The sequence below is a fragment of the uncultured Algimonas sp. genome (assembly GCF_947498175.1).
GTDB lineage: Bacteria > Pseudomonadota > Alphaproteobacteria > Caulobacterales > Maricaulaceae > Litorimonas.
In genome coordinates this window covers 212,908-239,291 of record NZ_CANMJB010000001.1, presented here as the reverse complement: position 1 = coordinate 239,291, position 26,384 = coordinate 212,908, and the positions used below count along the sequence as shown (strand labels likewise).

General features: G+C 65.0%; 32 protein-coding genes. 12 read left to right on the top strand and 20 right to left on the bottom strand.

Translation table 11 applies throughout. The annotated features are described in order from the left end of the window. Positions 1–58: 58 nt before the first annotated feature. A complete protein-coding gene (locus Q0718_RS01150) occupies positions 59–592 on the top strand; it encodes a YbjN domain-containing protein (RefSeq protein WP_298912216.1) in 534 nt (177 codons plus the stop codon). A 9-nt stretch (positions 593–601) separates the two neighbouring features. After that, entirely contained in the window at positions 602–1,408 is an 807-nt protein-coding gene (proC, locus tag Q0718_RS01145; protein WP_298912213.1) for a pyrroline-5-carboxylate reductase, read from the top strand. On the opposite strand, the gene Q0718_RS01140 is transcribed toward proC, so the two are convergent. Together Q0718_RS01140 and Q0718_RS01135 are read right to left on the bottom strand one after the other, a co-directional pair. Beyond that, the gene (locus Q0718_RS01140; protein ID WP_298912210.1) at positions 1,405–2,706 is read right to left on the bottom strand and encodes an ATP-binding protein; all 1,302 of its coding nucleotides are present in this window, start codon (positions 2,704–2,706) and stop codon (positions 1,405–1,407) included. The two genes, proC and Q0718_RS01140, sit on opposite strands and share 4 nt — an antisense overlap. Position 2,707: 1 nt before the next feature. After that, entirely contained in the window at positions 2,708–3,439 is a 732-nt protein-coding gene (locus tag Q0718_RS01135) for a response regulator transcription factor (RefSeq protein ID WP_298912207.1), read from the bottom strand. A 134-nt stretch (positions 3,440–3,573) separates the two neighbouring features. Between Q0718_RS01135 and Q0718_RS01130 the strand changes: the two genes are divergently transcribed. After that, positions 3,574–4,452 (top strand): branched-chain amino acid aminotransferase, encoded by an 879-nt coding sequence (locus Q0718_RS01130; protein ID WP_298912204.1) that lies wholly within the window; start codon positions 3,574–3,576, stop codon positions 4,450–4,452. A 1,315-nt stretch (positions 4,453–5,767) separates the two neighbouring features. Here Q0718_RS01130 and pgsA read toward each other — a convergent pair. The 10 genes from pgsA to Q0718_RS01080 form a co-directional block, all read right to left on the bottom strand. Then, positions 5,768–6,394, bottom strand: a complete 627-nt coding sequence (gene pgsA, locus Q0718_RS01125) for a CDP-diacylglycerol--glycerol-3-phosphate 3-phosphatidyltransferase (protein WP_298912201.1) — start codon at positions 6,392–6,394, stop codon at positions 5,768–5,770. Continuing rightward, positions 6,387–7,082 (bottom strand): CDP-alcohol phosphatidyltransferase family protein, encoded by a 696-nt coding sequence (locus Q0718_RS01120; protein ID WP_298912193.1) that lies wholly within the window; start codon positions 7,080–7,082, stop codon positions 6,387–6,389. The genes pgsA and Q0718_RS01120 overlap by 8 nt, the downstream gene beginning before the upstream one ends. Next, entirely contained in the window at positions 7,063–8,979 is a 1,917-nt protein-coding gene (gene uvrC / locus Q0718_RS01115) for an excinuclease ABC subunit UvrC (protein WP_298912190.1), read from the bottom strand. Before uvrC ends, Q0718_RS01120 begins: the two co-directional genes overlap by 20 nt. 10 nt (positions 8,980–8,989) lie before the next feature. Then, positions 8,990–9,376, bottom strand: a complete 387-nt coding sequence (locus Q0718_RS01110; protein ID WP_298912187.1) for a DUF2237 domain-containing protein — start codon at positions 9,374–9,376, stop codon at positions 8,990–8,992. A gap of 75 nt (positions 9,377–9,451) precedes the next feature. Then, on the bottom strand, positions 9,452–10,606 hold the full coding sequence (locus Q0718_RS01105; protein WP_298912184.1) for a hypothetical protein: 1,155 nt from the start codon (positions 10,604–10,606) through the stop codon (positions 9,452–9,454). 60 nt (positions 10,607–10,666) lie between these two features. Then, complete coding sequence (gene folB / locus Q0718_RS01100) at positions 10,667–11,065, bottom strand: dihydroneopterin aldolase (RefSeq protein WP_298912182.1); 399 nt, start codon at positions 11,063–11,065, stop codon at positions 10,667–10,669. 2 nt (positions 11,066–11,067) lie between these two features. Beyond that, complete coding sequence (locus tag Q0718_RS01095; RefSeq protein ID WP_298912178.1) at positions 11,068–11,778, bottom strand: SDR family oxidoreductase; 711 nt, start codon at positions 11,776–11,778, stop codon at positions 11,068–11,070. Further along, entirely contained in the window at positions 11,775–12,155 is a 381-nt protein-coding gene (locus Q0718_RS01090; RefSeq protein ID WP_298912176.1) for a 6-carboxytetrahydropterin synthase, read from the bottom strand. Before Q0718_RS01090 ends, Q0718_RS01095 begins: the two co-directional genes overlap by 4 nt. Before the next feature lie 4 nt (positions 12,156–12,159). Further along, positions 12,160–13,137: a calcium/sodium antiporter gene (locus tag Q0718_RS01085; RefSeq protein WP_298912174.1), complete on the bottom strand. Its 978-nt coding sequence runs from the start codon at positions 13,135–13,137 to the stop codon at positions 12,160–12,162. Between the two features lie 12 nt (positions 13,138–13,149). Next, positions 13,150–13,281 (bottom strand): hypothetical protein, encoded by a 132-nt coding sequence (locus Q0718_RS01080; RefSeq protein ID WP_298912172.1) that lies wholly within the window; start codon positions 13,279–13,281, stop codon positions 13,150–13,152. Between the two features lie 236 nt (positions 13,282–13,517). On the opposite strand from Q0718_RS01080, the gene lysM reads away from it, so the two are divergent. Beyond that, the gene (gene lysM, locus Q0718_RS01075; RefSeq protein WP_298912170.1) at positions 13,518–13,979 is read left to right on the top strand and encodes a peptidoglycan-binding protein LysM; all 462 of its coding nucleotides are present in this window, start codon (positions 13,518–13,520) and stop codon (positions 13,977–13,979) included. Between the two features lie 71 nt (positions 13,980–14,050). On the opposite strand, the gene Q0718_RS01070 is transcribed toward lysM, so the two are convergent. Next, a complete protein-coding gene (locus Q0718_RS01070) occupies positions 14,051–14,482 on the bottom strand; it encodes a DUF6491 family protein (RefSeq protein WP_298912167.1) in 432 nt (143 codons plus the stop codon). Between the two features lie 37 nt (positions 14,483–14,519). Beyond that, the gene (locus tag Q0718_RS01065; protein WP_298912164.1) at positions 14,520–14,804 is read right to left on the bottom strand and encodes an accessory factor UbiK family protein; all 285 of its coding nucleotides are present in this window, start codon (positions 14,802–14,804) and stop codon (positions 14,520–14,522) included. A gap of 109 nt (positions 14,805–14,913) precedes the next feature. Between Q0718_RS01065 and lgt the strand changes: the two genes are divergently transcribed. The 7 genes from lgt to ychF all read left to right on the top strand — a co-directional run bounded on the left by lgt (position 14,914) and on the right by ychF (position 21,152). Continuing rightward, positions 14,914–15,828: a prolipoprotein diacylglyceryl transferase gene (gene lgt, locus Q0718_RS01060; protein ID WP_298912160.1), complete on the top strand. Its 915-nt coding sequence runs from the start codon at positions 14,914–14,916 to the stop codon at positions 15,826–15,828. A 4-nt stretch (positions 15,829–15,832) separates the two neighbouring features. After that, complete coding sequence (locus tag Q0718_RS01055; protein WP_298912157.1) at positions 15,833–16,924, top strand: SAM-dependent methyltransferase; 1,092 nt, start codon at positions 15,833–15,835, stop codon at positions 16,922–16,924. Beyond that, positions 16,921–17,661: a peptidoglycan editing factor PgeF gene (gene pgeF / locus Q0718_RS01050; RefSeq protein ID WP_298912153.1), complete on the top strand. Its 741-nt coding sequence runs from the start codon at positions 16,921–16,923 to the stop codon at positions 17,659–17,661. The genes Q0718_RS01055 and pgeF overlap by 4 nt, the downstream gene beginning before the upstream one ends. A 61-nt stretch (positions 17,662–17,722) precedes the next feature. Next, entirely contained in the window at positions 17,723–18,664 is a 942-nt protein-coding gene (locus Q0718_RS01045) for a ribose-phosphate pyrophosphokinase (protein ID WP_298912150.1), read from the top strand. A 113-nt stretch (positions 18,665–18,777) separates the two neighbouring features. Then, positions 18,778–19,437 (top strand): 50S ribosomal protein L25/general stress protein Ctc, encoded by a 660-nt coding sequence (locus Q0718_RS01040; RefSeq protein WP_298912147.1) that lies wholly within the window; start codon positions 18,778–18,780, stop codon positions 19,435–19,437. 38 nt (positions 19,438–19,475) lie between these two features. Further along, positions 19,476–20,048, top strand: coding sequence for an aminoacyl-tRNA hydrolase (gene pth / locus Q0718_RS01035; RefSeq protein WP_298912144.1), 573 nt, complete (start codon positions 19,476–19,478; stop codon positions 20,046–20,048). A 6-nt stretch (positions 20,049–20,054) separates the two neighbouring features. Continuing rightward, on the top strand, positions 20,055–21,152 hold the full coding sequence (gene ychF / locus Q0718_RS01030) for a redox-regulated ATPase YchF (protein WP_298912141.1): 1,098 nt from the start codon (positions 20,055–20,057) through the stop codon (positions 21,150–21,152). On the opposite strand, the gene Q0718_RS01025 is transcribed toward ychF, so the two are convergent. The 6 genes from Q0718_RS01025 to Q0718_RS01000 are packed head-to-tail and all read right to left on the bottom strand — an operon-like array spanning position 21,142 to position 25,299. Further along, complete coding sequence (locus tag Q0718_RS01025; RefSeq protein ID WP_298912138.1) at positions 21,142–21,591, bottom strand: ABZJ_00895 family protein; 450 nt, start codon at positions 21,589–21,591, stop codon at positions 21,142–21,144. The two genes, ychF and Q0718_RS01025, sit on opposite strands and share 11 nt — an antisense overlap. Then, positions 21,581–22,126, bottom strand: coding sequence for an adenine phosphoribosyltransferase (locus Q0718_RS01020; RefSeq protein WP_298912135.1), 546 nt, complete (start codon positions 22,124–22,126; stop codon positions 21,581–21,583). The genes Q0718_RS01025 and Q0718_RS01020 overlap by 11 nt, the downstream gene beginning before the upstream one ends. Then, positions 22,116–22,763, bottom strand: a complete 648-nt coding sequence (locus Q0718_RS01015) for a glutathione S-transferase family protein (RefSeq protein WP_298912132.1) — start codon at positions 22,761–22,763, stop codon at positions 22,116–22,118. Before Q0718_RS01015 ends, Q0718_RS01020 begins: the two co-directional genes overlap by 11 nt. Before the next feature lies 1 nt (position 22,764). Further along, complete coding sequence (locus Q0718_RS01010) at positions 22,765–23,994, bottom strand: CCA tRNA nucleotidyltransferase (RefSeq protein WP_298912129.1); 1,230 nt, start codon at positions 23,992–23,994, stop codon at positions 22,765–22,767. 49 nt (positions 23,995–24,043) lie between these two features. Next, positions 24,044–24,637: a CoA pyrophosphatase gene (locus tag Q0718_RS01005; RefSeq protein WP_298912126.1), complete on the bottom strand. Its 594-nt coding sequence runs from the start codon at positions 24,635–24,637 to the stop codon at positions 24,044–24,046. Between the two features lie 53 nt (positions 24,638–24,690). Further along, positions 24,691–25,299 carry a DUF1285 domain-containing protein gene (locus tag Q0718_RS01000; protein WP_298912123.1) on the bottom strand — a complete coding sequence of 203 codons (609 nt, stop codon included), beginning with the start codon at positions 25,297–25,299 and terminating at the stop codon, positions 24,691–24,693. A 91-nt stretch (positions 25,300–25,390) separates the two neighbouring features. Here Q0718_RS01000 and Q0718_RS00995 point away from each other — a divergent pair, with 91 nt between their 5' ends. After that, positions 25,391–26,383 carry a MoxR family ATPase gene (locus Q0718_RS00995; protein ID WP_298912120.1) on the top strand — a complete coding sequence of 331 codons (993 nt, stop codon included), beginning with the start codon at positions 25,391–25,393 and terminating at the stop codon, positions 26,381–26,383. The last annotated feature ends 1 nt before the right edge of the window (position 26,384 follow it).

Below are 26,384 nucleotides of genomic sequence, written 5' to 3'. Positions count from 1 at the left end.
GCTTGCCAAGCGCCTGAAATTGCTTAGCGGTTGAATCAGGAGATTCGCAGGACAGACCATGGCTTTTGCCGACGACAGATGCATCCGGCCCGCGCCGACACTCAAGACATCGACCGTCCTGCGCGGCAATCCGATCGAGACCTTCGTGCGCATCGCCACGGCCGAGACCTACGCGTTCGAGCGGATCGGCGAGCATGAAGTCCATATCAGCCTGACCGGCCTGTGGTGCGATCACGACCTGTCCCTGGCTTGGAACGCGGCCGACGAACACCTGTCTCTGTTCATCCTGTTCGACGGCAAGGTGCCGGGCGGCCGGTCGGACTCGATCTGCCGGTTGCTGTCGCTTCTGAACGAACAGCTGAGTGCCGGTCATTTCGATTACTGGCAGCGCAACGGCACACTCGTCTACCGCCATGCGGTCTCTTTGCGCGGCGGTGCGAAGCTTTCCATCGACCAGGCGCTCGACCTGATGAGCCAGGCGCTGGACGCGGCCGAACGCGGCTACCCGGCCGCGCAATATGTGATCTGGGCCGGAAAGTCGCCCGAGGACGCGCTCGCCGAAGCCCTTGTGGACATCGCCTCGCACGGCTAGCGACGCCGCATGGCGCAAACCCATCTCATCGTCGGTGCCGGCCATATGGGCGGCGCCCTGCTGGCCGGTTGGCTGCAGAGCGGCCTCATGGCACCGCGCCATGTCGCCGTCCTCGACCCCGCTCCGGGAACCGAAGCCGTCTATGCAATCGAACGCGGCGCGAAACACTTGCCCGGTCCCGGCGATATCCCGCGCACCATCGAGACCGTCCTCTTGGCGGTCAAACCGCAATTGTTTCCGGACATCGGCGCCGATATCGCCAAGGCGGTCGGCCCCGACGCCCTGATCATCTCCATCATGGCGGGACTGACGCTCGGGACGCTGAGCGCCGTCTTCGAAGACAATCCTATCGTCCGGGCCATGCCCAACATGCCCGTTTCCGTCGGACAAGGCATGACAGCGTTCGTCGCCGACGACTTTCCGGACAGGCATCTGGCACAGGTCGAAGCGCTGCTGGGGGCGAGCGGCGCGGTGCTGCGCGTCGAAAGCGACACGCAAATCGACGCGGTCACCGCCATATCCGGATCGGGCCCGGCCTACCTCTTCCACGTCTGCGAGACGCTGGCCGCCGCCGGTCTCGCCATCGGGCTGCCGGAGGAGACGGCCCGGCAGTTGGCGCGGCAGACCGTCATCGGCGCGAGTGCCATGCTGGAGGCGTCCGACGCATCCGCCGCGGAATTGCGCGAAGCCGTGACCTCGCCCGGCGGCACGACCCAGGCCGCGCTCGACGTGCTGGGAGGCTCCGGCGAACTGGAAGCGCTGATGCGCCGCGCTGCGCAGGCCGCCTTTCGCCGCGCCGGCGAGCTGTCCGGTTAGCGCGGCAGCTGGATCGTCGCCCGCAGCCCGCCGCACGGGCTGTCGTCGAGCTTGAGCCGCCCGCCATGGGTCTGCGCGATGTCGCGCGCCACGGCCAGACCCAACCCGACCCCTTCGACGTTCTGCGTGCGCGCATCGTCCAGCCGCGAGAACGGCCGCAGCACGTCCTCTCGCTTGTGTTCCGGTATGCCGCCGCCCGCATCGTCCACGTGGATCAAGACGTGCGTGTCGGTCGTCTCCGATGACAGGCGCGGCTCGCCCGCATATTTTCGCGCATTGTTGATCAGGTTCACGACCGCGCGGCGCAGCAGCTGCGGCCGCGCCTCGATCTCGACCGGTCCGTCGCTTTCGGCGGCGACGCCTTCGGCCGCGGCGATCTCCGCCACGAAGCCGTCCAGAGCGATCTCCTCCGGTGCGCCCTGCCCGGCTCCGTGGGCGAAATCCAGATAGGCGGACAGCATCGCCTCCATCTCGTCCAGATCGCGGCGCGCGGCCGCGATGTCCTCGGGCGTCTCGGCCATGGACAGGGCCAGCTTCAGCCGGGTCAGGGGCGTGCGCAGATCGTGGCTGACGCCGGCCAGCATCAAGGTGCGCTGTTCGATATGCCGGCGGATGCGCTGGCGCATCTTCAGGAAGGACTGCCCGGCGCGCCTCACCTCGACCGCGCCGTGCGGCTTGTAGGGACCGATATCCTGGCCCTTGCCGAAGGCGTCGGCGGCGTCGGCCAGTTCGCGGATCGGCACGCTCTGGCGGCGGATGTAGACGACCGAGACCAAAGTCAGCAGGATCGTCGCCGTCACCAGCCAGAAGATGAAGACATAGCCCGTCGGCGCGAAGACCCGGTCGCGCGCGGCGTAGAATTGCAGCACGCCTTCATCGACCTGGACGCGGATGTCGATATGGTTCGGATAGCGCGTCGTGTCGAACCAGTAGGGTTCGTCGATCGCATTGGACAAGGCCCGGCCGATCGACTGGTCCAGCACGGAATAGAAGTTGCGCCGCCGCGAGGTCGGCAGCGCGTCGCCGGGCTTGAGCCGCACCGACAACTGCATGTCGGGCCGCAGCAGGTCGTCCAGCGCCTGCGCGTTGCGTTCCGTCGGATTGCGGTCGTACAGCTCCGTCGCCACGGCCACGCTGGCCGCCACCGATTCGGTCATGTTCGCCGTGACCGTCGCCCAATGCGCGTTGAAGAAGATGTAGGCGACGATCATCTGCATGATCACGATCGGCAGGATGATGATCAGCAGGCTGCGCCCGAAGATCGACTTGGGCGCGATCTGGCGCAGGCTCAGCCCCACCTTAGGTGCCGGTTGCGGGTATCGGGGGGCTTTCCGGCTCGGCGACCAGGCGGTAGCCCTTGCCGCGCACCGTCAACAGGTGGCACGGCTCGGACGGATTGTCTTCCAGCTTGCGGCGCAGCCGCGTCATCTGCACGTCCACGGCGCGCTCGCTGTCGCCGTTGACGTTTTCCGACAGGACGTAGCGCGACACCGTCCCGCCGCCTTGCCGCGCCAGCAGATCCAGCAGATCCGTCTCGCTCGTCGTCAGGCGCACGACGTCGCCGTCCTTCGTCAGCACGCTGGTGCGCAGGTCGAAGACGAAATCGCCGAACAGCACCCGGTCGCCCACAGTCTTCCGGCCCGTGCGGCGGAAGATCGCGTCCATGCGCAGCAACAGCTCTTCGGGCTCGAACGGCTTGGCCAGATAGTCGTCCGCCCCGGCCTTGAGGCCGCGGATGCGGTGCGCCGGGTCCCCCAACGCCGTCAGCAGGATCACAGGAATGTCCATCAGCGTGCGCAGGTCCGCGACCAGGCTGACCCCGTCCTCGCCCGGCATCATCACGTCCACGATCAGCAGGTCGTATTCGATCCCGGCCATCTTGGCGCGCGCCTCCGCCGCGCTGCGCGCCGTGGACACCCGGTAGCCCTCGCGCCCCAGATAGCGGGCGAGCAGGTCCCGGATGCGGTCGTCATCGTCGATGACGAGCACATGCGTGTCGCTGCGGTCGAGATATGTTGCCTGCTGATCCAATTCATACTCCCTTCGCGTCCTTATGGCGGTTGACTTACCGCGCACCAAGACAAGAATGCGCCGCAGTGCAGGCGGCCGCTTCGACGGCCCTCATCCCGCATCCTTTCTCCCGCGTCCAAGTGGAAACGTTCCCCATGCTCGAAAAACCCTATCACGACCGCGACGGCCATATCTGGGTCGATGGCGAATTCATCGATTGGCGCGACGCGAAAGTGCATGTGCTGACCCATTCGCTCCATTACGGCTCCGCCGTGTTCGAAGGCGACCGCGCCTATGAGGGCGAGATCTTCCGCCTGACGGATCACAGCGCGCGGTTGCGAAATTCGGCCGATCTGCTGGGTTACGAGATTCCGTACACGACCGAACAGATCGACCAGGCCTGCGTGGACGCGCTCGCCAGATCGGGCCTGGGCGACGCCTATGTCCGCCCCGTCGCCTGGCGCGGATCTGAGATGATGGGCGTGGCGTCGAAGAACAACGTCATCCATCTGGCCGTCGCCTGCTGGCACTGGGGCAACTACTTCCCGGACAAGATGGCCGGCATCCGCCTGATGATCTCCGACTGGAAACGCCCCGCGCCCGACACCATTCCGTGCAAGGCGAAGGCGGCCGGGCTCTACATGATCTGCACCTTGTCCAAGGACAAGGCAGCCGCCGGAGGCTGGGACGACGCGCTGATGTACGACTATCGCGGCCGCGTCGCCGAATGCACCGGCGCGCATATCTTCTTCGTGCGCGACGGCGAGCTGCACACGCCGACCAACGACATATTGCTGGAAGGGATCACCTACGATACGGTCATCCAGTTGGCGGAAAAGCGCGGCATCACCGTCCACCGCCGCGACATCTACCCCAGCGAAATGCCGCATTTCGAAGGCGCCTTCGTGGTCGGCACGGCCGCCGAGGTCACGCCGGTTCGCGAAATCCAGGGCATTCACTATCGCGTGGGCGACACGATCAAGGAACTGGCGGCCGACTATGACGCGCTGGTGCGGGGGAAGATCAGCCTCTAGCCCCAGGCGGCGGCTCCGTCTGCTCATCGCGAAGCACCCCTTCTCTCCGGCCTCTCCTTTCCGTCCTCGGCATTCATGGCCGGGGACGACGGTTTGGTCTTTTCCGGTCGTGCTGTCACATTCGCTCCCGGCACCCTTTCTCCTCTCCCTCATCCCGGGCTCGATCCGGGATCCGTCTCCGGCCGTTTCGTCTGGCTGCAAAGGGTCGGGCGATGGACCGCACGCAACCGCGCGAGGGCGTCCCTGTCCGGGGGCGAGGGCTGATTGATCATCGGGCGAGTGTCATCGTGCGACCGGGCATCGGGGCCACGGCGGGGTTGCGTTTGTGCCGCGAAGGCGACACGAGGCGCGGGCCCTGCCCCGTGACGGGGAAGGGGAAACAAGAACCATTTTCACGAAGGCAAGGCCCGCGCGAGGAGTCCGGCCCGACATCGCCGCCCGGCGTGCGGCCCACCCTCTGCGCTCCACGGCCTCCCCCCGACCGCCGACCCTGGCGAGAGCGGGGATCTTAAGCGCGCGCGGATCGCAGGGACCAGCCACACGTCGGAGCGTTACGTCGGAGGCGATCGGCCGCTGCGTAGGTCGGCCGACCTCTCCACCCGGCGGTGCGCGGTCCTCTCCGGGGCTACGATTGCACCGGGGTTTGTCAGACCCCGGCGTCGGCTCTCCCGGAGACGACCCGCGGACTGCTCTTCACAGTCCTCATGCGGCGGAAGGATCCCCGCTCACACTACCGAGCCCTCGCTCCTGCCCGCTGCACCGAGGGTTACGCCCCTCCTCGTGTCTTGCAGCGAACGGGGCGGAAGATAGCACAGGTTCGCAGAGTGGGGATCTAATTGTCGATTCTTTCGGATGGGCGGGAGGGAAAGCGTGGGGGGACAAGGGGTTGGCGCGGGCGAAGACGCGGAAGGTTTGTGCGATAAACGAGGATGGGCGTCGGGAAAGGGCGGCCTGTGCGGTCTTCCCCCGTCTGTCCCCGGCCACGAATGTCGGGGACGGCGTCTCCCATACACCTCACCCCGGACTTGATCCGGGGTCCATCACGGGACGGCTGGGCCAGCTGGAACCGTTGGGAGATGGATCCCGGGTCGAGCCCGGGATGAGGGGTGGGGAGAGCCATGGCGTGACCGGATGTCGTAAGCAGGCGCGCGACACTCCTCGATCCCCATTATCCCAACGGATATCGTGAACCAGGGTTCGGCCTCTCCGGGGCTGTGCGGCTTCGACCTCGGCGCCGACATGCCTGGTATGAGCGGAATGGGGATCAGGACAGGCAAGCAGCCGTCGGTCGGCCTTGCACTGTGGCGTCCCTGCCCTAATCGCGGATCGCGTCCCGCAGATAGAGCGACCCGGTATAGGCGGACAGGAGCGCGGCGAGCCAGATGAGGCCGAGGCCGAGTGCGTAGGACGCGTCGGCGATGTCCGGGATCACCGAATCGATCGGCAGATAGGCCCGCGACAACGCCCAGACGATCAGGACGGCGATGCCCAGCAGTTCGAACGCCGTCTTCCACTTGGCCAGCTGGGTCGGGCTCATGACGCGGCCCGTGAGCGCCGCGTGTTCGCGCGCGCCCGAGACGAGGATGTCGCGGAAGATGATGACGAGGCCGGGCACGAGGAACAGCCAATCGCCTCTGGCGGCGATCATGAAAGCGATCAGGCATCCGGCCACCAGCAGCTTGTCGGCGATCGGATCGATCATCCGCCCGAAGCCGGTCACGACGGACCAGCGGCGCGCCAGATAGCCGTCGAGCCAGTCGGTGAAGGCGGCGAGCGCGAAAAGCGGGCCCAGAACGACCAGCTGCCCCAGCGGGCTGCCCCAGCCGAATTCCAGCGACAGGATGCCGATGATGAAGACGGGGATCAGCAGGATGCGGGCGATGGTCAGCGCATTCGGCACCCAGAACAGCGGATGCCGGGACGCCAGGTCGAGGTCAGACATCCGGGTCGCTTTCCGGCGAACGCACATGCGTCAGGATGCGGTAGGCCGACAGGACGGAAAAGACGGCGGCGATCCACAGGCAGGCCTGGCCCGCGATCCAGAGCCAGGGCGAGACGGATCCGTAGACATCCATGGCCCGGTCCGTCCCGGCGCGCAGGCTGTCCGTCCATTGGGTCAGCCAGGGCGAGGCCACCAGCAGGCAGGTGCCGAGCATGGCGAACCCGCCCTTGGCATTGGACAAAGGATTGTCTGGCCAGCCGAAGCGCGACAGTTCGTAGCCCTTGACCAGGCCGACCAGCAACTCGCGTCCGACCAGAATGACCGCCGGCACGGCAAAGGCCCATTGGAACAAGCCGTTGCGCCACAGCACGACGCTCAGCGCAATTAGCACGCCCACGATCAACACCGTGTCCGCCACGTCATCGAGATACCCATAACGTCTGAGCGCGCCGCGCGCCGCGCCGCCGAAAAAGTCGTCGAACACGTCCGACAGCGCCGCGACGATGAACAGGACACTGGCCAGGATCGCGATCTGCGGCTCCGGCCATTGCCAGAGGATCAGCGCCATGATGAGGGGCGTGACCGCCAGCCGGACGAAGGTCAGCCCGTCGGCGAACGCGCCGCCCCCGCCTCCGGGCGCTATGACGGCGTCATCGTCGGAGCGCGGCTCATTCGTGGAAGTAGTCATGTATCGCCTGCGCCAGCTTTCGACTGACGCCCTCCACACCGGACAGTTCGTCCACGGACGCGTTCTTGACGGCCTTGGCCGAACCGAAATGCGCCAGCAGAGCGCGTTTGCGCCCCGGCCCGACTCCGGGGATACCATCGAGCGGGCTGCGTTTCATGTCCTTTTTTCGCCGCGAGCGATGCGTGCCGATGGCAAAGCGGTGCGACTCATCGCGCAGGCGTTGCAGATAGTACATGACCGGTTCGCGCGGCGGCAGGGTGAACGGGTCGCGGTCGTTCATGTAGAAGGTCTCCCGCCCGGCGTTACGGTCCGGTCCCTTGGCGATGGCGACCAGCGTGATCCGGCCCAGCACGCCGAGCTCGTCCAGCACGCCGGTCACGGCCGAGAGCTGCCCCTTGCCACCGTCGATCAGCACCAGGTCCGGCCATTCCAGCGTGTCGTCCTTGACCAGCCGGGAAAAACGCCGCGTCAGCACTTCGCGCATCATGCCGAAATCGTCGTTCGTGACTTCGGTCTCCTTGATGTTGAAGGTGCGGTAGTCGCGCTTTCGGAAGCCTTCCGGTCCGGCGACGACGAAGGCGCCGATGGCGTTGCTGCCCTGATTGTGGCTGTTGTCGTACACCTCGATGCGGTTCGGCGGCTGTTCCATGCCGAACAGTTCGCGCACTCCGTCGAGCAATCTGGCCTGGTTCTTGGTCTCCGCCATGCGACGGCCGAGCGCTTCCTCGGCGTTGCGCCGGGCCGTCTCCAGCAGCGTCTTCTTCTCGCCGCGCTGGGGCACGCTGAGCGTGATCTTGCGGTCGGCGCGTTCCGACAGGGCGGTTTCGATCAAGGCGTGGCTCGGCAGGACGTGGGAGAGGAAGATTTCTTTCGGAACCGGCTTGTCGGAATAGAATTGCGCGACGAAGGCATCCAGCACCTCTTCGGGGCCCTGGTCTTTCTCGTGGCGCGGGAAATGGGCGCTGTTGCCCCAGTTCTGACCTGCGCGGAAGAAGAACACCTGCACGCAGCTCTGCCCACCCGCCGAATGCACGGCGATGACGTCGCCGTCGCTGAACGTCTTCGGGTTGATCTTGCCCAGGCTGCCGCCGGTGATCCGCGCCAGCGCGTGCAGCCGATCGCGCAGCTCGGCCGCCTTCTCGAACCGCATCGCCTTGGAGGCCTCGTCCATTTCGGCCTGCAGGCGTTGGCGCAGCGTGTCGGAGCGGCCTTTCAGGAAGTCTTCGGCGTCGTCGACCAGCTTGCCGTATTCGTCCAGATCGACCACGCCCGTGCAGGGCGCTGAGCAGCGTTTGATCTGGTATTGCAGGCAGGGCCGCGTGCGCGACTCGTAGATGCTGTCCGAGCAATTGCGCAGGCGGAAGGCGCGTTGCAGCGTGTCCAGCGTGCGGTTGACAGCGCCCGCGCTGGCGAACGGACCGTAATAGTCGCCCTCGATCTTCTTCGCGCCGCGATGTTTGACCACTTGCGCGGCCGGATGGTCCTTGCGCACGAGGATGTAGGGAAAGCTTTTGTCGTCGCGCAGCAGGATGTTGTAGCGCGGCTTGAGCCGCTTGATCAGCTGCGCTTCGAGCAGGAGCGCCTCGACCTCGCTCTCGGTGACGACGAATTCCATGTTGGTCGTCGCGCGGATCATGCGGCGCAGCCGGGTCGGGTGCCGGTCATAGGCCGTATAGGCGGTGACCCGCTTCTTCAGGTCCTTGGCCTTGCCGACATAGAGGACCGTGCCGTGCTCGTCCGTCATGCGGTAGACGCCCGGCTTGTTGGGCAGGCGGGCGACATAGTGCTTGATGCGGTCGGGGCCGTGCTGGCGCACGCGCACGTCGGCCAGCCGCGCGGGCGCGTCGCCTTCGGCGGTCAAGTCCTCGACCTTGCTGTCCGATTCGTGCGGGTTCACACGATTGAATCTAGGAGTCCGAAGCCTCCACTGCAAACGCCCGCAGTGTAGAAAGTGTCACACGCTCTAGCGCGATCTGGTGCGTGGCCTCCAGCACGACGGACGGCGCCCGGCCCGCCGCATGGGCTTCGCGCCACCGGTCCAGGCACAGGCACCAGCGGTCGCCCGCCTTCAATCCGGGAAACCGGTATTGGGGCCGCGGCGTGGTCAGGTCATTGCCTTGCACCTTGCTGAACTGCAGGAAGTCGTCCGTCATCACGGCGCAGACGATGTGCCGCCCCCGGTCCGCCGCCTGCGTCTCGCAGCACCCGTCCCGGAACCAGCCGGTCATGGGATCGGTCGAACAGGCCTGCAACGGCGTGCCGAGGACGTTGAGGCTGTCGAAGCGGGAGGTCATGCAGGAGAGTTATATCAGCGCGCCGGACGCGCCTATCGAAATCGGGCCGGTTGCAGCGTGCAAAATGCGCCCCGTTCAGTCCATGACCGTGTCGTAGGTTTTCTGGAGCTGAGCCCGGATCGCCTGGCATTGCGCCGTCAGAGCGGGGCTGTCCCTGACCGTGTCGGACGCGCAGTCCGCCGGCATGTAGCGGTCGATCACGCTGGTCTTCGAATGGGCGCCGGATGCTTCGTGACCCGACTGCACCTGATGGCCCAGCGGGCCGTAGGCGGTCTTGTTGTAGGTCGTCTGGTACACGCCCTGAATCCTGTCGTCGCGATCCGTCACGATGATGCAGTGAATGTCGGCATGCAATGTGTGCACAATGGTCTCGCTGTGGCGCGGCAGGCCCTTGATCGGGGCGTTCTCCGTCTGCGTCACGTAATACGGCGCCTTGGGCGTGGCGACGACGACGCGCTTGAGGGCCTTGTCGTTGGCGCGGGCTTCCGCAGGCGACATGTTGATGAACTGCATGGGTTTATGGACGGGCCGGTCGAGATTCTGTTTCCGTTCCCACGCATGGTCGCGTCCGATCGGCATGTGCACCATGAGCGGGCGCTTGCCGATGGCGCAATCCGACCCGCAGGCTCGCGCGCGTTCGTCCGGATCGCCGGAATGGATCCCGGTCTTGGGCATGTTGGGGGGCGGGTCGGCCGCCCAGTGATCGAAGATCTGATACGCCTCGCCCTTGTAGGTCTTGCGCTCGAAACTGTCGCCCCAGCTATTCGCGATCATCGCCGTGCCGGTTGCGACGAAGCTCGCATTGTAACGGACGGCGAACGTGCCGTATTGGTCGACGCCTTGCTGCGTGGCGAAATGGGCGCGAAGCGCGCCGTCCGTGATCGAGAAGCGCTGGTTTTCGACATCGTAGGCCGGCGTCGTGACGGGTTGTTCGTACGTGTCCGGGCTGGTGCGGTCGGGATAGGGGCCGTACCAGGGCATCGAGAAGACCAGGGTCGGTGAAGCGCTCGCGGCTGCGCGGATTTCCTCCGGCGTGGAATATTGATCGACCGGCGCCGATTGCGCGGTTTGCGTTTTCAATCCCGGCAGCGCCGTCTTGAAATCCGGCGCGGGCAAAAGGTCGCCGATCTGCGCCGTGCATTGCTTATGGCCGTTGATGTGCGCCTGAGCCGCCATTGGCATCAGTGACACGCCCGCAACGAAGACAACGCTGGAACACAGTCGGATCATGTTGTCTCGCCTGTGGTCGAAATGCGGCGCGAATGTGGCCGGCCGCCCCGCAACCGGGACCTAGCGGCTCTTCACCACCTCCACGCCTGCCGCATCCGCCTTCAGCAAGGCTTGCGGCTTGGCGATGGAGACGGCGACGCGCTGGACGCGGCTGTCTTCGGCCAACGCCCAATCGGCGATGCGTTCGGCCAATGTTTCAACGAGTTGGACGTGGGCCTTCAAGGCGATCCGTTCCGCCGCTTCGGCCACGAGGGCGTAGTCGAGCGTTTCGGACAGCCGGTCGCCTTTGGGCAGCGCCATGCCGCCCATGTCCAGTTCGATGTCGATGACGACCGGCTGGGTCTGTTCGTGTTCGTGCGGGTGCACGCCGATGCTGGCCTGGATCAGCAGGCCGCGCACCATGATGCGGGTCGAAACCTTCTCGCGGCGGGAAAAACGGCGGAAGACGGGTCGGTTCATGGTCAGGGCTCGGTATTGAGGTGCTGGCCGCCATCGACGGCGACCATCTGTCCGGTGACGCTGGTCGCGCTGAGCAGGTAGCGCACCGTGTCCACGATCTGGTCCGGTGGCGAGCCGTGGCCGAGCAAGGTGCCCCGCCGTTCCCGCTCGAACTCGTCCTCGGTCTGCATGTGGTTGCGCAGGGTCGGGCCCGGGCCGACGGCGTTGACGCGCACGTCCGGCGCGAAGGCCTGCGCCATGGTCCGGGTCGCCCAGTGCAGTCCGGCCTTGGCCACACCATAGGTGAAATAGCCGGGATGGGGGCGCAGCATGCGCTGGTCGAGCATGTTGACGATCGCGCCCTGCCCCGGCGCCTGTGCCGCGAAGTCGCGCGACAGGTGCAGCGCGGCGCGCAGGTTCACATCGATATGATGATCGAAGGTCGCGTCGGTGAAGTCGTCCGCACCGTCAGGATCGAAGGTCGAGGCATTGTTGATCAACGCATAGAGCGGTGCGCCCAGGGCGGCTCTGGCAGCGTCCACCAGACCGGACACGTCGGCCGGAACGCGCAGGTTCGCCCTGACTGCCACGCCGCCTATTTCCGAGGCCAAGGCTTCGGCCGGAGCGCCGGAGGTGCGGTAGTGGATGCAGACGGTCCAGCCATCGGCGGCCAGGCCGCGCGCAATGTACGCGCCGATGCGCGCCGCGCCGCCGGTGATCAGGACCGTTCTCAACCGGCCCTCACGCTGTCGGCATAGATCCGCGCGCGTTCGCCGCAGGACGGGCGGCCCACTTCGACGCAGTGCAGGCCCGGCAGTTGCGGCTCCAGCCGCTCGAAGATCCACAGCGCGATGCGCTCCAGCGCCGGTTGTTCCAGGCCTTCGACCTCGTTGAGCAAGGCGTGGTCGAGCGGGGCGACCGTATCCTTCACGATGGTCTCGATCTTCCAGAGGTCGCGCACCCAGCCCTTGTCGGACTGTGCCTCACCGCGGATCGTCACGCGGCCCTTGAAGCTGTGGCCATGGATCTTCTTGAACAGGTCGTTGGCGTCGGCATGGCCGAAATAATGCGCCGCTTCGAACTGGAAATCCTTTTCGATTTCGACTTGCACGGGACTATCCGGCCAGGCCGAAGCCGACGGCAGCCATGTAGAGAATATAGCATAGCACGAACAGCGCCCCGGTCTTCCGGCCGATCGGTTTGCGCGTCATCACGAACAGCATCAGGATGAATGTCGTGGCCAGCATGACCCAGAAGTCGAACCGGAAGAGGCTCGGTTCCACCAGCACGGGCCCGGCCAGACCGGCCGCGCCCATCACGGCGAACAGGTTGAACACGTTAGAGCCCAGCACGTTGCCGATGGCCACTTCGGAATGGCCGCGCAAGGTCGCCAAGACGACTGTCGCGATTTCCGGCAGGGAGGTGCCGATGGCGACGATGGTCAGGCCGATGACGGTTTCCGAGACGCCCAGTCCGGAGGCCAGCGCGATGCCGTTGCCGACGATGAGTTCTCCGCCCAAGAAGAGGCCGACCAGTCCGGCGCCGACATACAGGACATCGACCCAGATGGATTTCGGCAGACCGCCCTGGCCTTCCTCGATCTCGGCCATCTCCTCCAGGATCGTCTCGTCCACGCCCGCGCGGGCGAGGAAGAACATCCAGGTCAGGTAGATCACGATCCCGGCGAACAGGATCGCGCCCTGCCACCAGATGATGGGATTGCCCAGGAACGCCAGACCGATGAAGAGCAGCGTCGCGACGATGCAGACGAAGGTGTTGCGCGCCACGCCGCTCAGATTGGTCGGAATGGCCATGATCAGCGCGGGCAGTCCCAGCGCCAGCAGGACGTTGGCGATGTTGGAGCCGACCACATTGCCGGCCGCCATGTTGCCGACCCCGTCCAGCACGGCCCCGACGCTGACGACCAGTTCGGGGGCCGACGTGCCGAACGCCACGATGGTCAGGCCGACGATCAGGGCCGGTATGCCCCACCGGCGCGCCAGCGCGGCCGCCCCGCGCACGAGCACGTCCCCCGCCACGACGAGGATGACGAGGCCGAGGATCAGCAAAAGCGTGGGGGCGAGCAACGCCACGAGAGCGTCGCTCTAGTCGATGCGCTTCTTGTCGATATAGTTCAGCACGGCGAAGAAGACGAAGATCATCGCAAACGCCAGCAGGGCCGGGTCCATGGTGAACAGACCGAAAATGCTGACGCCGGCTTGGATGAGAGAGGCCATGAACGGTCCTTGTCGCGTTGGCAGCGCCGCGCGGGCGGCACGTTGAAGGTATTGCGTGCGCCAATAGCGAACCCCTTGTCCCAGGCCAACACCTTAATCCCCCTCTTGATCCCCCTAGGGGTTGCGCGAAATGGGGGTTGCGCGAAATGGCACCGAAGCGGTTCCAGCGCGTTAGGCTTTCGGGAAGCGGGATGTCCCCGCTATCCAACCTTTATCCACTCGCAGGAGAATAACGCATGTTCGGATTGATCCCCTTCGTCAAAGCGGCGGGCCGCGGCCTCGGAAAACTGTTCGGAGACGACGACGCCGAAGAGAAGCTCAAAAAGGAAGTCAAAAGCTACGACCTCGAAACGGACGGCGTGAACATGTCCGTCGACGAAGACGGCGTCGTGACCGTCAAGGGCGAAGCGGCCAGCCAGGAGATGAAGGAAAAGATCATTCTCTCGGTCGGCAATATCGAAGGTGTCAGCGGCGTGAAGGACGGCCTGTCCACGCGCACGGCCGGACGGGCCTCGCGCTTCCACACGGTCGAACGCGGCGATACGCTGTCGGCCATCGCGCAGACCCATTACGGCAAGGCGAGCCTGTATCCGAAGATCTTCGACGCCAACCGGCCGATGCTGAAGGATCCGGACGAAATCTATCCCGGCCAAGTCCTGCGGATCCCGGACCTCGACGGCGGCACAAGGTCCGTCTGAGACTAGGATGGCACCGTTTCGGCCCCGTCCCCGGCATGTCGTGCCGGGGACGCCCGGCCTGGAAACCGAAGTCAGCCCCCGCCATCCTCGGCTGCATCCGCGTCCCACTCGTAGATTTCATCGACGACGCATCGATTGAACCCCAGCGCGCCTCGAGAATTGGTTCCGAACGCGGTCTCGTAGATCCGGATGCCGTCGAAACGCGCCAGACAATTCATGTTCGAGTCCAGCCTCAGGCTCTGAGCGCGCTCCAGATCCCGGCAGTAGCGCGTCGTCACCAGATAGTCTTGGCTTGGCGAAACGCTCAGAACGACCGAATAGGGCGTCGAGTCCGTGAAGCGGTCGATGTTGCTGGCGAAACAGACGCGCTCAGCCGGCGGTCCGACACGCGGATCGGCGAGCAGCTCCGCGACCGCGTCGTCCCGGCTCTGGCGGTCAGAGGTCGCGCAGCCGGATGCGATGGCGGCCAGGCAGAACAGACTGGCATGTCCGAAGAGTTTCATGGCTCCGAGACTATCACATTTCGAAGCGGGGCAGAAGTCAGGTTTTCTTGTCTGACTGGGTCGTCCGCCGCTTCGGCGCGGCTTTGCGGGCCCGTGTCGGCTTCGACGCGGACTTGAGTGAATCCAGCTCGGCCTGCATCACGTCCAAGCGGGCTTTCAGCACATCATGTTCCTCGCGCGTGACGAGATCCATGTCGGCGATGAATTTCTCCGCCTGCGACCGGGTGACGGCCTTCAGCTCGTCGCCCACGCCCTTGGCTGCGCCCACGGCACTGGCGAACAGATTGGAGATGTCGGATAGCGGCTTGTTGCGGGTTTGCATGAGGGGCTCCGTATGATGTCACGCTTCGTCTAGGCATCATCTAGGTATGGGCGCCTCCGATTGCCAGTTGCGGGTTCCCACGCCCCCTTCCCTTCGGTAGAGCGGCCCCATGATTTCCCTCATCGACCTTTTCGGCGCGATCGTTTTTCCGACATGGCTGGACGAGACGGCGCTCGAGATCGGGCCCGTGTCCGTGAAATGGTACGGCATCGCCTATGTGGTCGGACTGTTCGCGGCCTACCTATACGCAGTTCGCATCGCGGAAACCGGCAAGCATTGGCTGCCGCCGGGTCCGACCCGCGGCCCGCAAATCATCCCGACGCGTGAGGATCTCTCGGACCTCATGTTCTATGCCTTCCTCGGAATCCTGATTGGCGGCCGTATCGGCTTCGTCCTGCTCTATTCGATCGACATGATCTGGACGGCGCCCTTTGACGTTTTAAAGATCTGGGACGGGGGAATGAGCTTTCACGGCGGTTTTCTCGGCGTCTGCGCCGCCGTGGGCTATGCGGCTTGGCGCAAGAAGACCTCCTACATGCGGTTCGCCGATCTGGCCTGCATCGGCGCGCCGATCGGGCTCGGCCTGGTGCGCATCACCAATTTCGTCAATCAGGAACTCTACGGCCACCCGACTGACCTGCCCTGGGGCGTGATCTTCCAAACGGCGCCGGACAGCCTGCCGCGCCATCCGAGTCAGCTTTACGAAGCCTTTCTGGAGGGGTTCGTCCTGTGGCTGATCCTGCGCGTGCTGACGACGCGCTTCAAGGGTCTGACCAAGCCCGGACTGATCACGGGCGTGTTCGTCATGGGCTACGGCGTGTTCCGCTTCATGGTCGAATTCGTCCGCACACCGGACAATATCCCGCAATTCGGAATGTTGACGCGCGGCATGGCCTACAGCTTGCCCATGGTCGCCGTGGGTCTGGGTGTCGCGATCTGGGCGGCGCGCCGGGCCGCGGTCGAGCCCGCCTATGCCAGCCGCAGGATCGGGACCGGCAAGACGGCCACGCCTGGAACGGCCTAGATCGATGGCATCCACGGCGCTCGCCCAGCGCATCCGTGCGCGGATCGACCGGACTGGCCCGATCAGCGTCGCGGAATACATGACGCTCTGCCTGCTCGATCCGGTGGACGGCTATTACCCGACCCGCGACCCGCTCGGCTCGGACGGCGATTTCGTCACCGCGCCGGAAATCAGCCAGATGTTCGGCGAATGCCTCGGCCTGTGGGTGATCCAGAGCTGGGACGATCTCGGCCGGCCCGACCGGTTCAACCTGGTCGAACTCGGACCGGGACGCGGCGTGATGATGGCGGACATGCTGAAGACGGTCGCCTTGCAACCGGATTGCTTCAAGGCCGCCAACGTCGTCCTCATCGAGGCCTCGGCGGCGTTGCAGGCGGTGCAAGCGAAAACGCTCGGCGCGAGCGGCGTCCAGGTCGGCTGGGCGGACACGCTCGACGATGTGGACAACCGCCCGACGCTGATCGTCGGCAACGAGTTCCTCGACTGCCTGCCCATCCGCCAATTCATCCAGACTTCGGACGGCTGGAGCGAACGGTGCGTCGGCGCGGACGGCAGCGAGCTGCGGTTCGAAACGGACGGCCATACCGCACCCGAGAGCGTGACGACGGCCTTTCCTGGTACGCATCCCGACCCGGCGGATGGAGACCTTCTGGAAATCTGCCCCGCCGCGGCACAGATCGTGGACCATCTGCGCGACCGGTTCGCCCAGCGTGGCGGCCGGGCGCTGTTCATCGATTACGGCCCCGCGCACACGGAATTCGGCGATACGCTGCAAGCGATCAAGCGGCATGAAAAGGTCGGCGCGTTCGACGCACCGGGCGACACGGACCTGACCGCGCGCGTGGACTTCGCCGGGCTGGCCGCGCTCGCCCTCCAAGCGGGCCTCGTCGTTCACGGTCCCGTGCCGCAACGGACCTTCCTGTCGCGTCTCGGCATCGAAGTGCGGGCGGCCGCGCTGCTGCGCGAGCATGAGGGCGCGCGCCCCAAACTTCTCCGGCAGCTGCATAGACTGCTGGATGAGGACGAGATGGGCACATTGTTCAAGTCGGTTTGCCTGTCCTCGTCCGGCCTGCCTCATCCGCTGGGCTTCACGTGACGGATCACCGGGTTCACCATAGCGCGCATCTGCGTGTCCCGCATGGGTTCTGGGGTCGTGCGGGGGGCGTCTCGCCGCCGCCCTGGGACAGTCTGAACTGCGGTCTCGGCTCCGAAGATGCGCGGTCCAATGTCGAGGAAAACCGCGACCGCGTGCGGCGATGGCTGGGCGCCGCCGCGCTGCAGAATTGCTGGCAGACCCATTCCGCGACGGCGCATCTGATCGATGCGCCCCTGCCCGAGCGGCCCAAGGGCGACGGACTCGTGACCCGCACGCCGGGCCTGGCGCTGGCCGCGCTGGCGGCGGACTGCGTCCCCGTTCTGTGGGAGGACGCAGAGGCCGGGGTCGTCGGCGCCTGTCATGCGGGTTGGCGCGGGGCGGTCGGCGGCATTCTCGAAGCGACGCACGACCTGATGGTCCGACAAGGCGCCCGAGACATCCGCGCCGCCATCGGACCGTGCATCGGTCCGCGATCGTTCGAAGTGCGGTCGGACTTCGAAACGGCCGTGCTTGACCAGGACCGTGACGCGGACGCGTTCTTCGTCCGGGGCGGCAAGCTGCATTTCGACCTGCCCGCCTATGTCCGGGCGCGATTGGCGAAGCTGGGCGTCGAAGCGGCGCCCAGTCGGCACGACACCTATGCGGAACCCGACCGGCTGTTCAGCTATCGTCACAGCCTTCACAACGGCAAAAGCGACTTCGGGCGCAACATATCCGCAATCATGCTCCCAGCCTGATTTACACGCCCATTCATCCCGTCTAGGGGACGCGCGCGATTGCCCTTGGGAGGGACCCTCAATGAAGCTCATCAGCGGCACGGCGAACGAAACACTCGCCCGTGACATTGCCGACGTCCTGGACGTCCCCCTGACCAATATCGACATCGAGCGGTTCCGGGACCAGGAAATCTTCGCCCGCATCAACGAGAATGTCCGCGGCGAGGACATCTTCCTGATCCAGCCGACATCGGCCCCGGCCAACGACCATCTGATGGAATTGCTGATCCTGATCGACGCGCTGGTGCGGGCCTCGGCCAAGCGAATCACGGCGGTGGTGCCCTATTACGGCTATGCCCGGCAGGACCGGAAGACCGGCGGCCGCACGCCGATTTCGGCCAAGCTGGTCGCCAACCTCATCAGCACGGCAGGCGCCGACCGCGTCCTGACCGTCGATCTGCATGCCGGGCAGATCCAGGGCTTCTTCGACATCCCGACCGACAATCTGTTCGGCCAGCCGGTCTTCGTCACCGACATCAAGGACCAATGGTCGGCCAAGGACCGCGAGGACCTGATGTTCGTCTCGCCCGACACGGGCGGCGTGGTGCGGACGCGTTCCATCGCGAAGATGTTCAACGCCGACATCGCCATCGTGGACAAGCGGCGCCCTAAGGCGGGCGAGAGCGAGGTCATGAACATCATCGGCGACGTGGCCGGACGCAACTGCATCCTCTATGACGACATCATCGATAGCGGCGGCACCATCGCCAACGCCGCCTCCGCGCTGAAGGATCACGGCGCGTCGTCCGTCTCCGCCTACATCACCCACGGCGTCCTGTCCGGCCCGGCCGTGGAGCGCATCACGAACAGCGAGCTGAAGGAAGTCGTCATCCTCGACACGATCGGCCAGCCCGAAGCCGTGAAGGCCTGCGACAAGATCCGCGAACTTTCCGCCGCCACCCTGCTCGGCGAAGCCATCCGCCGCATCGCCAACGACGAAAGCGTGAGCAAGCTGTTCGGCTGACGCATCCACTTGCATCGAGACCGCGCGTCGCCTAAACGGTCGCCCGAACGAGCCGCTCCACTTTCCGGGGCGGCTTTCCTTTTGAAACCGAACAATTGAGTAGGATCGATCCGATGGGTGTTGTTCTCGATGTGACCGTGCGTGAAAACACGGGAACCGGCGTGGCGCGCGAAGCCCGCCGCAACGGCATGGTGCCAGGTGTGGTTTACGGCGGCGACGAAAACGCCGTTCCCGTTTCCGTGAAAATGAACGAAGTGCTGAAAGCCATCAATTCCGGTGACTTTCTCGGCTCGATGATCGAGCTCTCGCACGAAGGCAAGACGCAGAAGGTCTTCACCAAGGACGTTCAGTTCCATCCCGTCACGGATTTCCCGCAACATGTCGATTTCTTCCGCGTCACCAACAAGACGCTGATCGACGTCGAGGTCACCGTGCAATTCGTCGGTGAAGACCAGTCGCCGGGCCTCAAGGAAGGCGGCACGCTGAACGTCGTGCGCTACAGCGTCGAAGTCACCTGCCCGGCCGGCGACATTCCGGACCACTTCGAAGCCGACGTCTCCAAGATGGAAATCGGCGACACGCTGAACATCTCCGACATTGCGCTGCCCAAAGGGTCCAAGCCGACCATCACGGACCGCGACTTCACGATCGCGACCGTGCAGGCGTCGCGCGCGGCCATCGAGGAAGACGTCGAGGAAGACGTCGATGCGGACGAAGTGCCGGCCATCGAACAGAATCCTGAAATCGACACGGACGGCGACGGCGAGGCTTAGTGCTTCGCTGGCTCTTTCCCGGAAGAGAGCCCGACATCATGCAGATCTGGGTCGGTCTCGGCAATCCGGGCGCGAAACACTCGCTCGACCGCCACAATATCGGCTTCATGGTCGTCGACGCGATCGCCGACGATCACGGGTTCGGATCGGAGCAGGCCAAGTTCAACGGCCTGTCCCGCACCGGCACGATCGGCGCCGAGAAGATCCTGATCCTTAAGCCGACGACCTTCATGAACAAGTCCGGCATCGCCGTGCAGAAGGCCATGGCCTTCTACAAGGTGCCGCTAGACCGCGTCACGGTCTTCCATGACGAACTCGATATCGCGCCCGGCAAGGTGCGCGTGAAGATGGGCGGCGGTCTGGCCGGTCATAACGGCCTGCGATCGATCAACCAGATGTGCGGCGGGCCTGACTTCCAGCGGATCCGGCTCGGCATCGGCCATCCGGGTCACAAGGACCGTGTCAGCGGCTATGTCCTGTCGGGCTTCGCCAAGGACGAGATCGATCTGCGCGACGACATGTGCAACGGCGTCGCGCGTTACGCGGACGACTTGGCGGAAGGCGCGACGGATGTCTTCCAGACGCGCGTCGCCGAATATATTGCAAGGTAGACCACCATGGGTTTCAAATGCGGCATCGTCGGGCTTCCCAATGTCGGAAAGTCCACGCTTTTCAATGCGTTGACGAAAACGGCTAACGCACAAGCCGCCAACTATCCCTTTTGCACCATCGAGCCGAATGTCGGCGACGTGGCGGTTCCGGAATCGCGCCTGTTCGACATCGCCAAGATCGCCAGGTCCGCCCAGATCGTTCCGGCTCGCATGAACTTCGTGGATATTGCGGGCCTGGTGAAAGGCGCGTCCAAAGGCGAAGGCATGGGCAACCAGTTCCTCGCCAACATCCGCGAAACTGACGCCATCATCTATGTTCTTCGCTGTTTCGAGGACGAGGATATCACCCATGTCGAAGGCCGGATCGACCCGATGGCCGATTACGAGACCATCGAGACCGAGCTGATGCTCGCCGATCTGGAAAGCCTGGAGAAGCGCAAGCCGGGTCTGGACAAGAAGCTCAAGCAGCGCGACCCCGAAGCCGAGCAGACCATGCGCCTGATCGAAACGGCCATCGCCGCGCTCGAGGAAGGCAAGCCCGCCCGCACGGTCGAGGTGGACGCGGACGACCGGAAGGCGTGGCGCATGCTGCAGCTGCTGACGACCAAGCCGGTCCTCTATGTCGCCAATGTGGATGAGGACAGCGCCGCGACCGGCAATGCCTACTCCGACAAGGTCGTCGCCCACGCCAAGTCCGAAGGCAGCCAGGCTGTCATCATATCCGCCCAGATCGAGTCGGAAATGGCCGTGCTGGACGATGAAGAGCAAGCCGAATATCTAGAGGCCATCGGGTTGGAAGAGCCGGGCCTGAACCGCTTGATCCGCGCCGGGTACGACCTGCTCGGCCTGAAGACCTATTTCACGGCCGGACCGAAGGAAGCCCGCGCCTGGACTTTCCGCGACGGCTGGACCGCCCCGCGTTGCGCGGGCGTCATCCACGGCGATTTCGAAAAGGGTTTCATTCGCGCCGAAACCACCGCCTATGACGACTATGTCGAGCATGGCGGCGAGCAAGGCTCGAAGGAAGCCGGCAAAGTCCGGCAGGAGGGCAAGGACTATCTGGTGAAGGACGGGGACGTCCTGTTGTTCAAATTCAACGTTTGACGGATCGTTTCCTGGCGAGCCGCTCGGCGGAACTGCCATAGGCGATTTCGACAAGCAGGCCGGCGATGCCGATCATCATGGCGGCGAACACCACCATGATGACAAGCAGTATCGGGCTCGACACGTCGAATTCGACGTTCCGGAACAGCCCGGGGCCGTATATGATCCCCGGAATGACGAGATAGGCCAACCAGATCAGCAGGCTGACATGGGTCAGATGATCCCGTTCGCGCTTCGTCGGAGAGCGCCTTTCGCGTTTCACGAAACGTTGTGCGGTGAAGCCTGCGGATAGCGACGCCGCGAACACGATCATCATGCCGGCTATCGGAAAATATTTCGTGGCCCAGATCGCTGCGAGAAGCGTCGGAGCGAGAACCAGGGCATAGAACCGCACATACCGCGACAGCGACGTTTCCGGAAAATCCCTCTCAGTCACCATCGAAACTCACCAACGCCGTGACAGGCACGTCCATGCTGCGGATGCGGGTGGCGCCATGCAGGTCGGGCAGATCCACAAGGAAGGCCGCGCCGAGAACGTCGCAGCCCGTCTGGCGAAGCAACGAAATCGCCGCTGCCGCCGTTCCGCCCGTGGCGATCAGATCGTCGACCAGCAGGACGTTGTCGCCCGGCGCGGCCGCGTCGGCGTGGATTTGCAACGTGTCAGAGCCGTATTCCAGCGCGTAATCCTCCTCCAGCGTGTCGAAGGGCAGCTTGCCCGCCTTTCGCACCGGGATGAACCCGACGCCGAGTTCGATAGCCACGGCCGTGCCGAAGATGAAGCCGCGCGCATCGATGCCCGCGACCTTGTGCACACCGGCGTCGCGGTACGGGTCAGCCAGACGCTGCACGGAGGCGGCCAGCGCTTCGGGGTGGCTCAAAAGGGTCGTGATGTCGCGATACTGCACGCCGGGCTTGGGAAAGTCCGGCACGGTGCGGATGATGGACTTCAAACAGACATCGGATCTAGGGGGCATTCACGGCATCCGTTTCGGGCAGGACATGCGTTTCGGCGAAGGCGAGCGCTTCCCATTCCTGGAAATGCTCGTCGCTCATCAGCTCCGAAATATAGGTATCGGACCGGCGAGAGCGCGGCAGGCCGTAGCTTTCGAACCGGGTCGCGACCGGCGTGTAGAAGGCATCGGCGATGGACCATTCGTCAAACAGATACGGGCCGTCATGGCGGGAGAGCAGATCATCCCACATTTCAACGACCTGCGCCGCGTCCTTCAGGCAGCTTTCGGGCATGCGGCCATCCGTCCGGCGCTTGAGGTTCATCGGCGCTTCGCGGCGCAGGGCCTCGAAGCCTTCATGCATCCTCTGCGTCACGCGCCGCGCTTCGACTTTATCGGCCTCGTCCTTCGGCCAGAGGTTCGGCACCATCTGGGCGCAGAATTCCGCAATGGCGAGACTGTCGGGGATGCGTTCGCCGTTCACGTCCAGAACGGGCACGGTTCCCGCCGGGCTGAGCTCCAGCAGGCGGTCCTTGTAACCCGGAACGTCTAGATCGATCACCACGCTCTGGAACGGCACGTCCATCTTGCGCAGGACCAGCCAAGGCCTCAGCGACCAGCTGGAATAGGTGTAGTTGCCGATGAACAACGTCAGCGCCATGTCAATATCCCAGCAGTTTCAGCGCGGCGAGCAGCTTAGGTTTTTCCGTGGAAAATCCGGACTTTATCCAAAGCGCTTCAAGCGCTTTCATCGCCTTGCCCAGCCCCGGGCCCTTGGGCACGCCCGCCGCGAGGAGATCGGCACCGCGGACCGGGAAAACCGGCGGCGTCCAGCCCATGGCCAGATCGGCCAGCCCCATCCAGCGCGCGGATTCGATCGCGTCGCTCGCCCCGGCGGCGCGCAGTCGCGCGCGGTCGAGAATGGGCTGCTTGCCGGACCGGTAGATCGCCTGCAACCGCGCGCGCTCCGGCATGTCGGACGACAAGTCTTCCCCATCGGACGCCCACGCCTTCAGCCGCTCAGATTCCCTGTTTGACAGCTTCAATCGCTTGGACAGCAGCGCGGCCGACAATGGCTCGCGCGCCATCATGGCCATCAGGCGCAGCATCGGATCCGGGACGATCCCTTCTCGCGCTTCCAGAGTGACCAGTTTCGCCAACCCATCGACATTCGTCGCTTCGGGCAACAGGGTTTCGAGCAGTTCCTGCTGCAACATGATCCGCACGGCGCGGACGGGGTCGCGCGCGGAGAGGAGTTTCTTCAGCTCGCTCCAGACCCGCTCGGCCGACAGCATCTTCATGCCCGCGCGATTGTTGCGGCAGGCCGTCAACGCGTCCTTCGTGATTTTCGCGTCCTGGCCATACCAGGCCACGAAACGGAACAGTCGCAGGATGCGTAGATAGTCCTCCCGCACCCGGTCTTCCGCTTCGCCGACGAAACGGAAGCGCTTGGCCGCGATATCGTCCAGCCCCTCGCCCGTCGGATCGAAGACCTGGCCCGACGCATCGGCATAGAGCGCGTTGACGGTGAAGTCGCGACGCTGCGCATCTTCCGCCCAATTCCGGGTATAGGCGATCACGGCGCGGCGGCCATCCGTCTCGATATCGCGCCGCAACGTCGTGATTTCATAGGGCTTTCCGGATATGACCGCGGTCAGCGTCCCGTGCGCGATCCCGGTCGGCACGGTCTTGATCTTCGCCGTCTTCAGCGTTTTCCGAACGGCGTCCGGTTCCAGTTGCGTCGCCATGTCGATGTCGGAGACGGGCAGGTCCCAGAGCGCGTTGCGCACGCAACCGCCGACGAAACGGGTGGATCCGCCGGGCAGCGCGGCGAGGATCCGCTGCGCGCCGGTGTCGTCCAGAAATGGCCATGTCTGTTGCGGTGTGTCCATCGCCGCCGCTCATAGCCCAGGCGGCGCCTCCCGCAAGCGATTGGTTCGTTCAGGACGCGTTGAAAGCCCGGTTCCAGACCCGGCGCGTCATGCCCGCCGTCATGCCCCAGATGTTGCGCTCGACCGCATCCGGGCCCGTATAGGGCATGTAGTAGACGGTCACCGTTCGACCGTCGAAGGTCACGGGCCTGGCCACGTGATTGTCCGGATCCATCAGGAAGCTCAGCGGCACTTCGAAGACCTCCGCGACTTCGTGGGCGTCGATGACGAGTTCGGCGTCCGGATCGACGATCCCGGCATAGGGCGTCACCCGGAAATGGCCCGCCGCGTCGAACGACGGCAGGCGGCCGATCACCTCGATCTCCGTGCGCTCCAGTCCGATCTCTTCCTTCGTTTCGCGCAAAGCCGCGTCGAACACCGATTCGCCGACTTCCGCCTTGCCGCCGGGAAAGCTGATCTGCCCCGCATGGTTGGGCATGGTTTCGGGCCGCTGTGTGAAGATCAGGTGCCAGCCGGAGGCGCGCTTGACGAAGGGCAACAGGACGGCGGCGACGCGCTGAGTCTCGCGCGTCACCTCGTCCGATCCGTCATCGATGACGACGGGCAGGAACGCCCGGCGCAGCTTCCGCTCGATCAAGTCCACTGGGCAAGTCCATTGCGCAAATCCATCGGGCAAGTCCATCGGGCCGGATCCAACTAGGCCTCGTGCGCGCCCTTTGGGCCGAGCGGGAAGAACGCTCCGCCGGCCCACACGCCAAGCACCCCGTCATTCTCGACGGCCAGTTCCACCAGTTCGTAGAAGACCGGGCGGTTGATCGCGGCTTCCAGACGGCCCCGGACCAGGACGAACGGGTCGGGCTCCATCGTCTCCGCATCGGTTTCCACGCGGATCGGATGGTCCGGCCCGGCTTCGACCGTTTCGTCCAGATTGGTCGTGAAGAAAAGGCGCTGGGCCTCGCCCTCGCCGGTCGCGTCCACCCGAATCGCGATGAAGGGCGCGCGTTCGACCCGGACGCCCAGCTTCTCGACCGGCGTGACCAGATAGGTGCGGCCGTCTTCGTCCTTGCGCAGGACGGAGGCGAACAGTTCGACCAGACCCTTGCGGGTGATCCGCGACCCTTCGTGCCACCACGACCCATCTGCCTTGATGACCAGATCCATCTCGCCGCAATAGTCCGGATCCCAGCGGTCGACCGGCCGTTGCCCGTCCGATGTGTCGGCCAGCGCGTCCATCAGGTCCTGCAAGGAGAAACCTTGCGACTTATCGTCGGACTTACCGCCATTTAACGTGTTTTCAGTGGTCATGGGCCTTTCCCGTCGGCGAGCGCATCGTTACGCGGTCTATCAGACAGTTTACGCATGGATACGCATTATGGGCCAGCCCCTGGATCGAACAATGGATCAGACAATCGACACCGCCACGCAGGATGCCGCCCGCCAGGCCGTCGAAACCCTCGCCCAAGCCCGCACCAATATCGGCGACGTCATCTACGGCCAGGACCGCGTGGTCGATCTGGCTCTGACGGCGATCCTGTCGGGCGGGCACGCGCTGCTCGTCGGGGTTCCGGGTCTGGCCAAGACGCTGCTGGTGGAAACGCTCGGCACGGTGCTGGGCCTGAAGGAGTCGCGCATCCAGTTCACGCCGGACCTGATGCCCGCCGACATTCTCGGCTCCGAGGTGCTGGACCAGGCCGAGGGCGGCCAGCGCTCCTTCCGCTTCATCAAGGGCCCGATCTTCACCCAGCTGCTGATGGCGGACGAGATCAACCGCGCCAGCCCGCGCACCCAGTCCGCCCTGCTGCAGGCCATGCAGGAACGACACGTCACCATCGCGGGCAAGCCGCACGCTCTGCCCCGGCCGTTCCACGTGCTGGCGACGCAGAACCCGATCGAGCAGGAAGGCACCTATCCCCTGCCCGAAGCCCAGCTCGACCGCTTCCTGTTCCAGATCGATGTCGGCTTTCCTGAACTGGCGACCGAACGCGACATCCTCATCGCCACGACAGGCGCGAGCCTGCCGGACGCCGCCAAGGCGATGACGGCGAAAAAGCTGATGGAGATGCAGACGCTCGTGCGCAAACTCCCGGTCAGCGAAAACGTGCTCGACGCCATTTTGTCGCTGGTCCGGAACGCCCGTCCCGATCAGTCGGACGACGAGACGATCCGCAAGACCGTTTCCTGGGGCCCCGGCCCCCGCGCCGGACAGGCACTGATGCTGGCCAGCCGCGCCAAGGCGCTGATCGATGGGCGCGTGGCGCCATCGGTCGACGATGTGCTCGATCTCGCCGGTCCCGTGCTACGCCACCGCATGGCGCTCAGCTTCGCGGCGCGCGCCGACGGCGCGACCATCGACGGCACGATCGACCGATTGAAGGATCGCATCCGCTAGG

What these genes read in the sequence shown, in the direction of transcription:
- Q0718_RS01150 (WP_298912216.1), top strand. Translation starts at nt 59, where the DNA reads ATGGCTTTTGCCGACGACAGATGCATCCGGCCCGCGCCGACACTCAAG.
- proC (WP_298912213.1), top strand. Translation starts at nt 602, where the DNA reads ATGGCGCAAACCCATCTCATCGTCGGTGCCGGCCATATGGGCGGCGCC.
- Q0718_RS01130 (WP_298912204.1), top strand. Translation starts at nt 3,574, where the DNA reads ATGCTCGAAAAACCCTATCACGACCGCGACGGCCATATCTGGGTCGAT.
- pgsA (WP_298912201.1), bottom strand. Translation starts at nt 6,394, where the DNA reads ATGTCTGACCTCGACCTGGCGTCCCGGCATCCGCTGTTCTGGGTGCCG.
- Q0718_RS01120 (WP_298912193.1), bottom strand. Translation starts at nt 7,082, where the DNA reads ATGACTACTTCCACGAATGAGCCGCGCTCCGACGATGACGCCGTCATA.
- Q0718_RS01110 (WP_298912187.1), bottom strand. Translation starts at nt 9,376, where the DNA reads ATGACCTCCCGCTTCGACAGCCTCAACGTCCTCGGCACGCCGTTGCAG.
- Q0718_RS01105 (WP_298912184.1), bottom strand. Translation starts at nt 10,606, where the DNA reads ATGATCCGACTGTGTTCCAGCGTTGTCTTCGTTGCGGGCGTGTCACTG.
- folB (WP_298912182.1), bottom strand. Translation starts at nt 11,065, where the DNA reads ATGAACCGACCCGTCTTCCGCCGTTTTTCCCGCCGCGAGAAGGTTTCG.
- Q0718_RS01080 (WP_298912172.1), bottom strand. Translation starts at nt 13,281, where the DNA reads ATGGCCTCTCTCATCCAAGCCGGCGTCAGCATTTTCGGTCTGTTCACC.
- lysM (WP_298912170.1), top strand. Translation starts at nt 13,518, where the DNA reads ATGTTCGGATTGATCCCCTTCGTCAAAGCGGCGGGCCGCGGCCTCGGA.
- Q0718_RS01070 (WP_298912167.1), bottom strand. Translation starts at nt 14,482, where the DNA reads ATGAAACTCTTCGGACATGCCAGTCTGTTCTGCCTGGCCGCCATCGCA.
- Q0718_RS01065 (WP_298912164.1), bottom strand. Translation starts at nt 14,804, where the DNA reads ATGCAAACCCGCAACAAGCCGCTATCCGACATCTCCAATCTGTTCGCC.
- lgt (WP_298912160.1), top strand. Translation starts at nt 14,914, where the DNA reads ATGATTTCCCTCATCGACCTTTTCGGCGCGATCGTTTTTCCGACATGG.
- Q0718_RS01055 (WP_298912157.1), top strand. Translation starts at nt 15,833, where the DNA reads ATGGCATCCACGGCGCTCGCCCAGCGCATCCGTGCGCGGATCGACCGG.
- Q0718_RS01045 (WP_298912150.1), top strand. Translation starts at nt 17,723, where the DNA reads ATGAAGCTCATCAGCGGCACGGCGAACGAAACACTCGCCCGTGACATT.
- Q0718_RS01040 (WP_298912147.1), top strand. Translation starts at nt 18,778, where the DNA reads ATGGGTGTTGTTCTCGATGTGACCGTGCGTGAAAACACGGGAACCGGC.
- pth (WP_298912144.1), top strand. Translation starts at nt 19,476, where the DNA reads ATGCAGATCTGGGTCGGTCTCGGCAATCCGGGCGCGAAACACTCGCTC.
- ychF (WP_298912141.1), top strand. Translation starts at nt 20,055, where the DNA reads ATGGGTTTCAAATGCGGCATCGTCGGGCTTCCCAATGTCGGAAAGTCC.
- Q0718_RS01025 (WP_298912138.1), bottom strand. Translation starts at nt 21,591, where the DNA reads ATGGTGACTGAGAGGGATTTTCCGGAAACGTCGCTGTCGCGGTATGTG.
- Q0718_RS01020 (WP_298912135.1), bottom strand. Translation starts at nt 22,126, where the DNA reads ATGCCCCCTAGATCCGATGTCTGTTTGAAGTCCATCATCCGCACCGTG.
- Q0718_RS01015 (WP_298912132.1), bottom strand. Translation starts at nt 22,763, where the DNA reads ATGGCGCTGACGTTGTTCATCGGCAACTACACCTATTCCAGCTGGTCG.
- Q0718_RS01010 (WP_298912129.1), bottom strand. Translation starts at nt 23,994, where the DNA reads ATGGACACACCGCAACAGACATGGCCATTTCTGGACGACACCGGCGCG.
- Q0718_RS01000 (WP_298912123.1), bottom strand. Translation starts at nt 25,299, where the DNA reads ATGACCACTGAAAACACGTTAAATGGCGGTAAGTCCGACGATAAGTCG.
- Q0718_RS00995 (WP_298912120.1), top strand. Translation starts at nt 25,391, where the DNA reads ATGGATCAGACAATCGACACCGCCACGCAGGATGCCGCCCGCCAGGCC.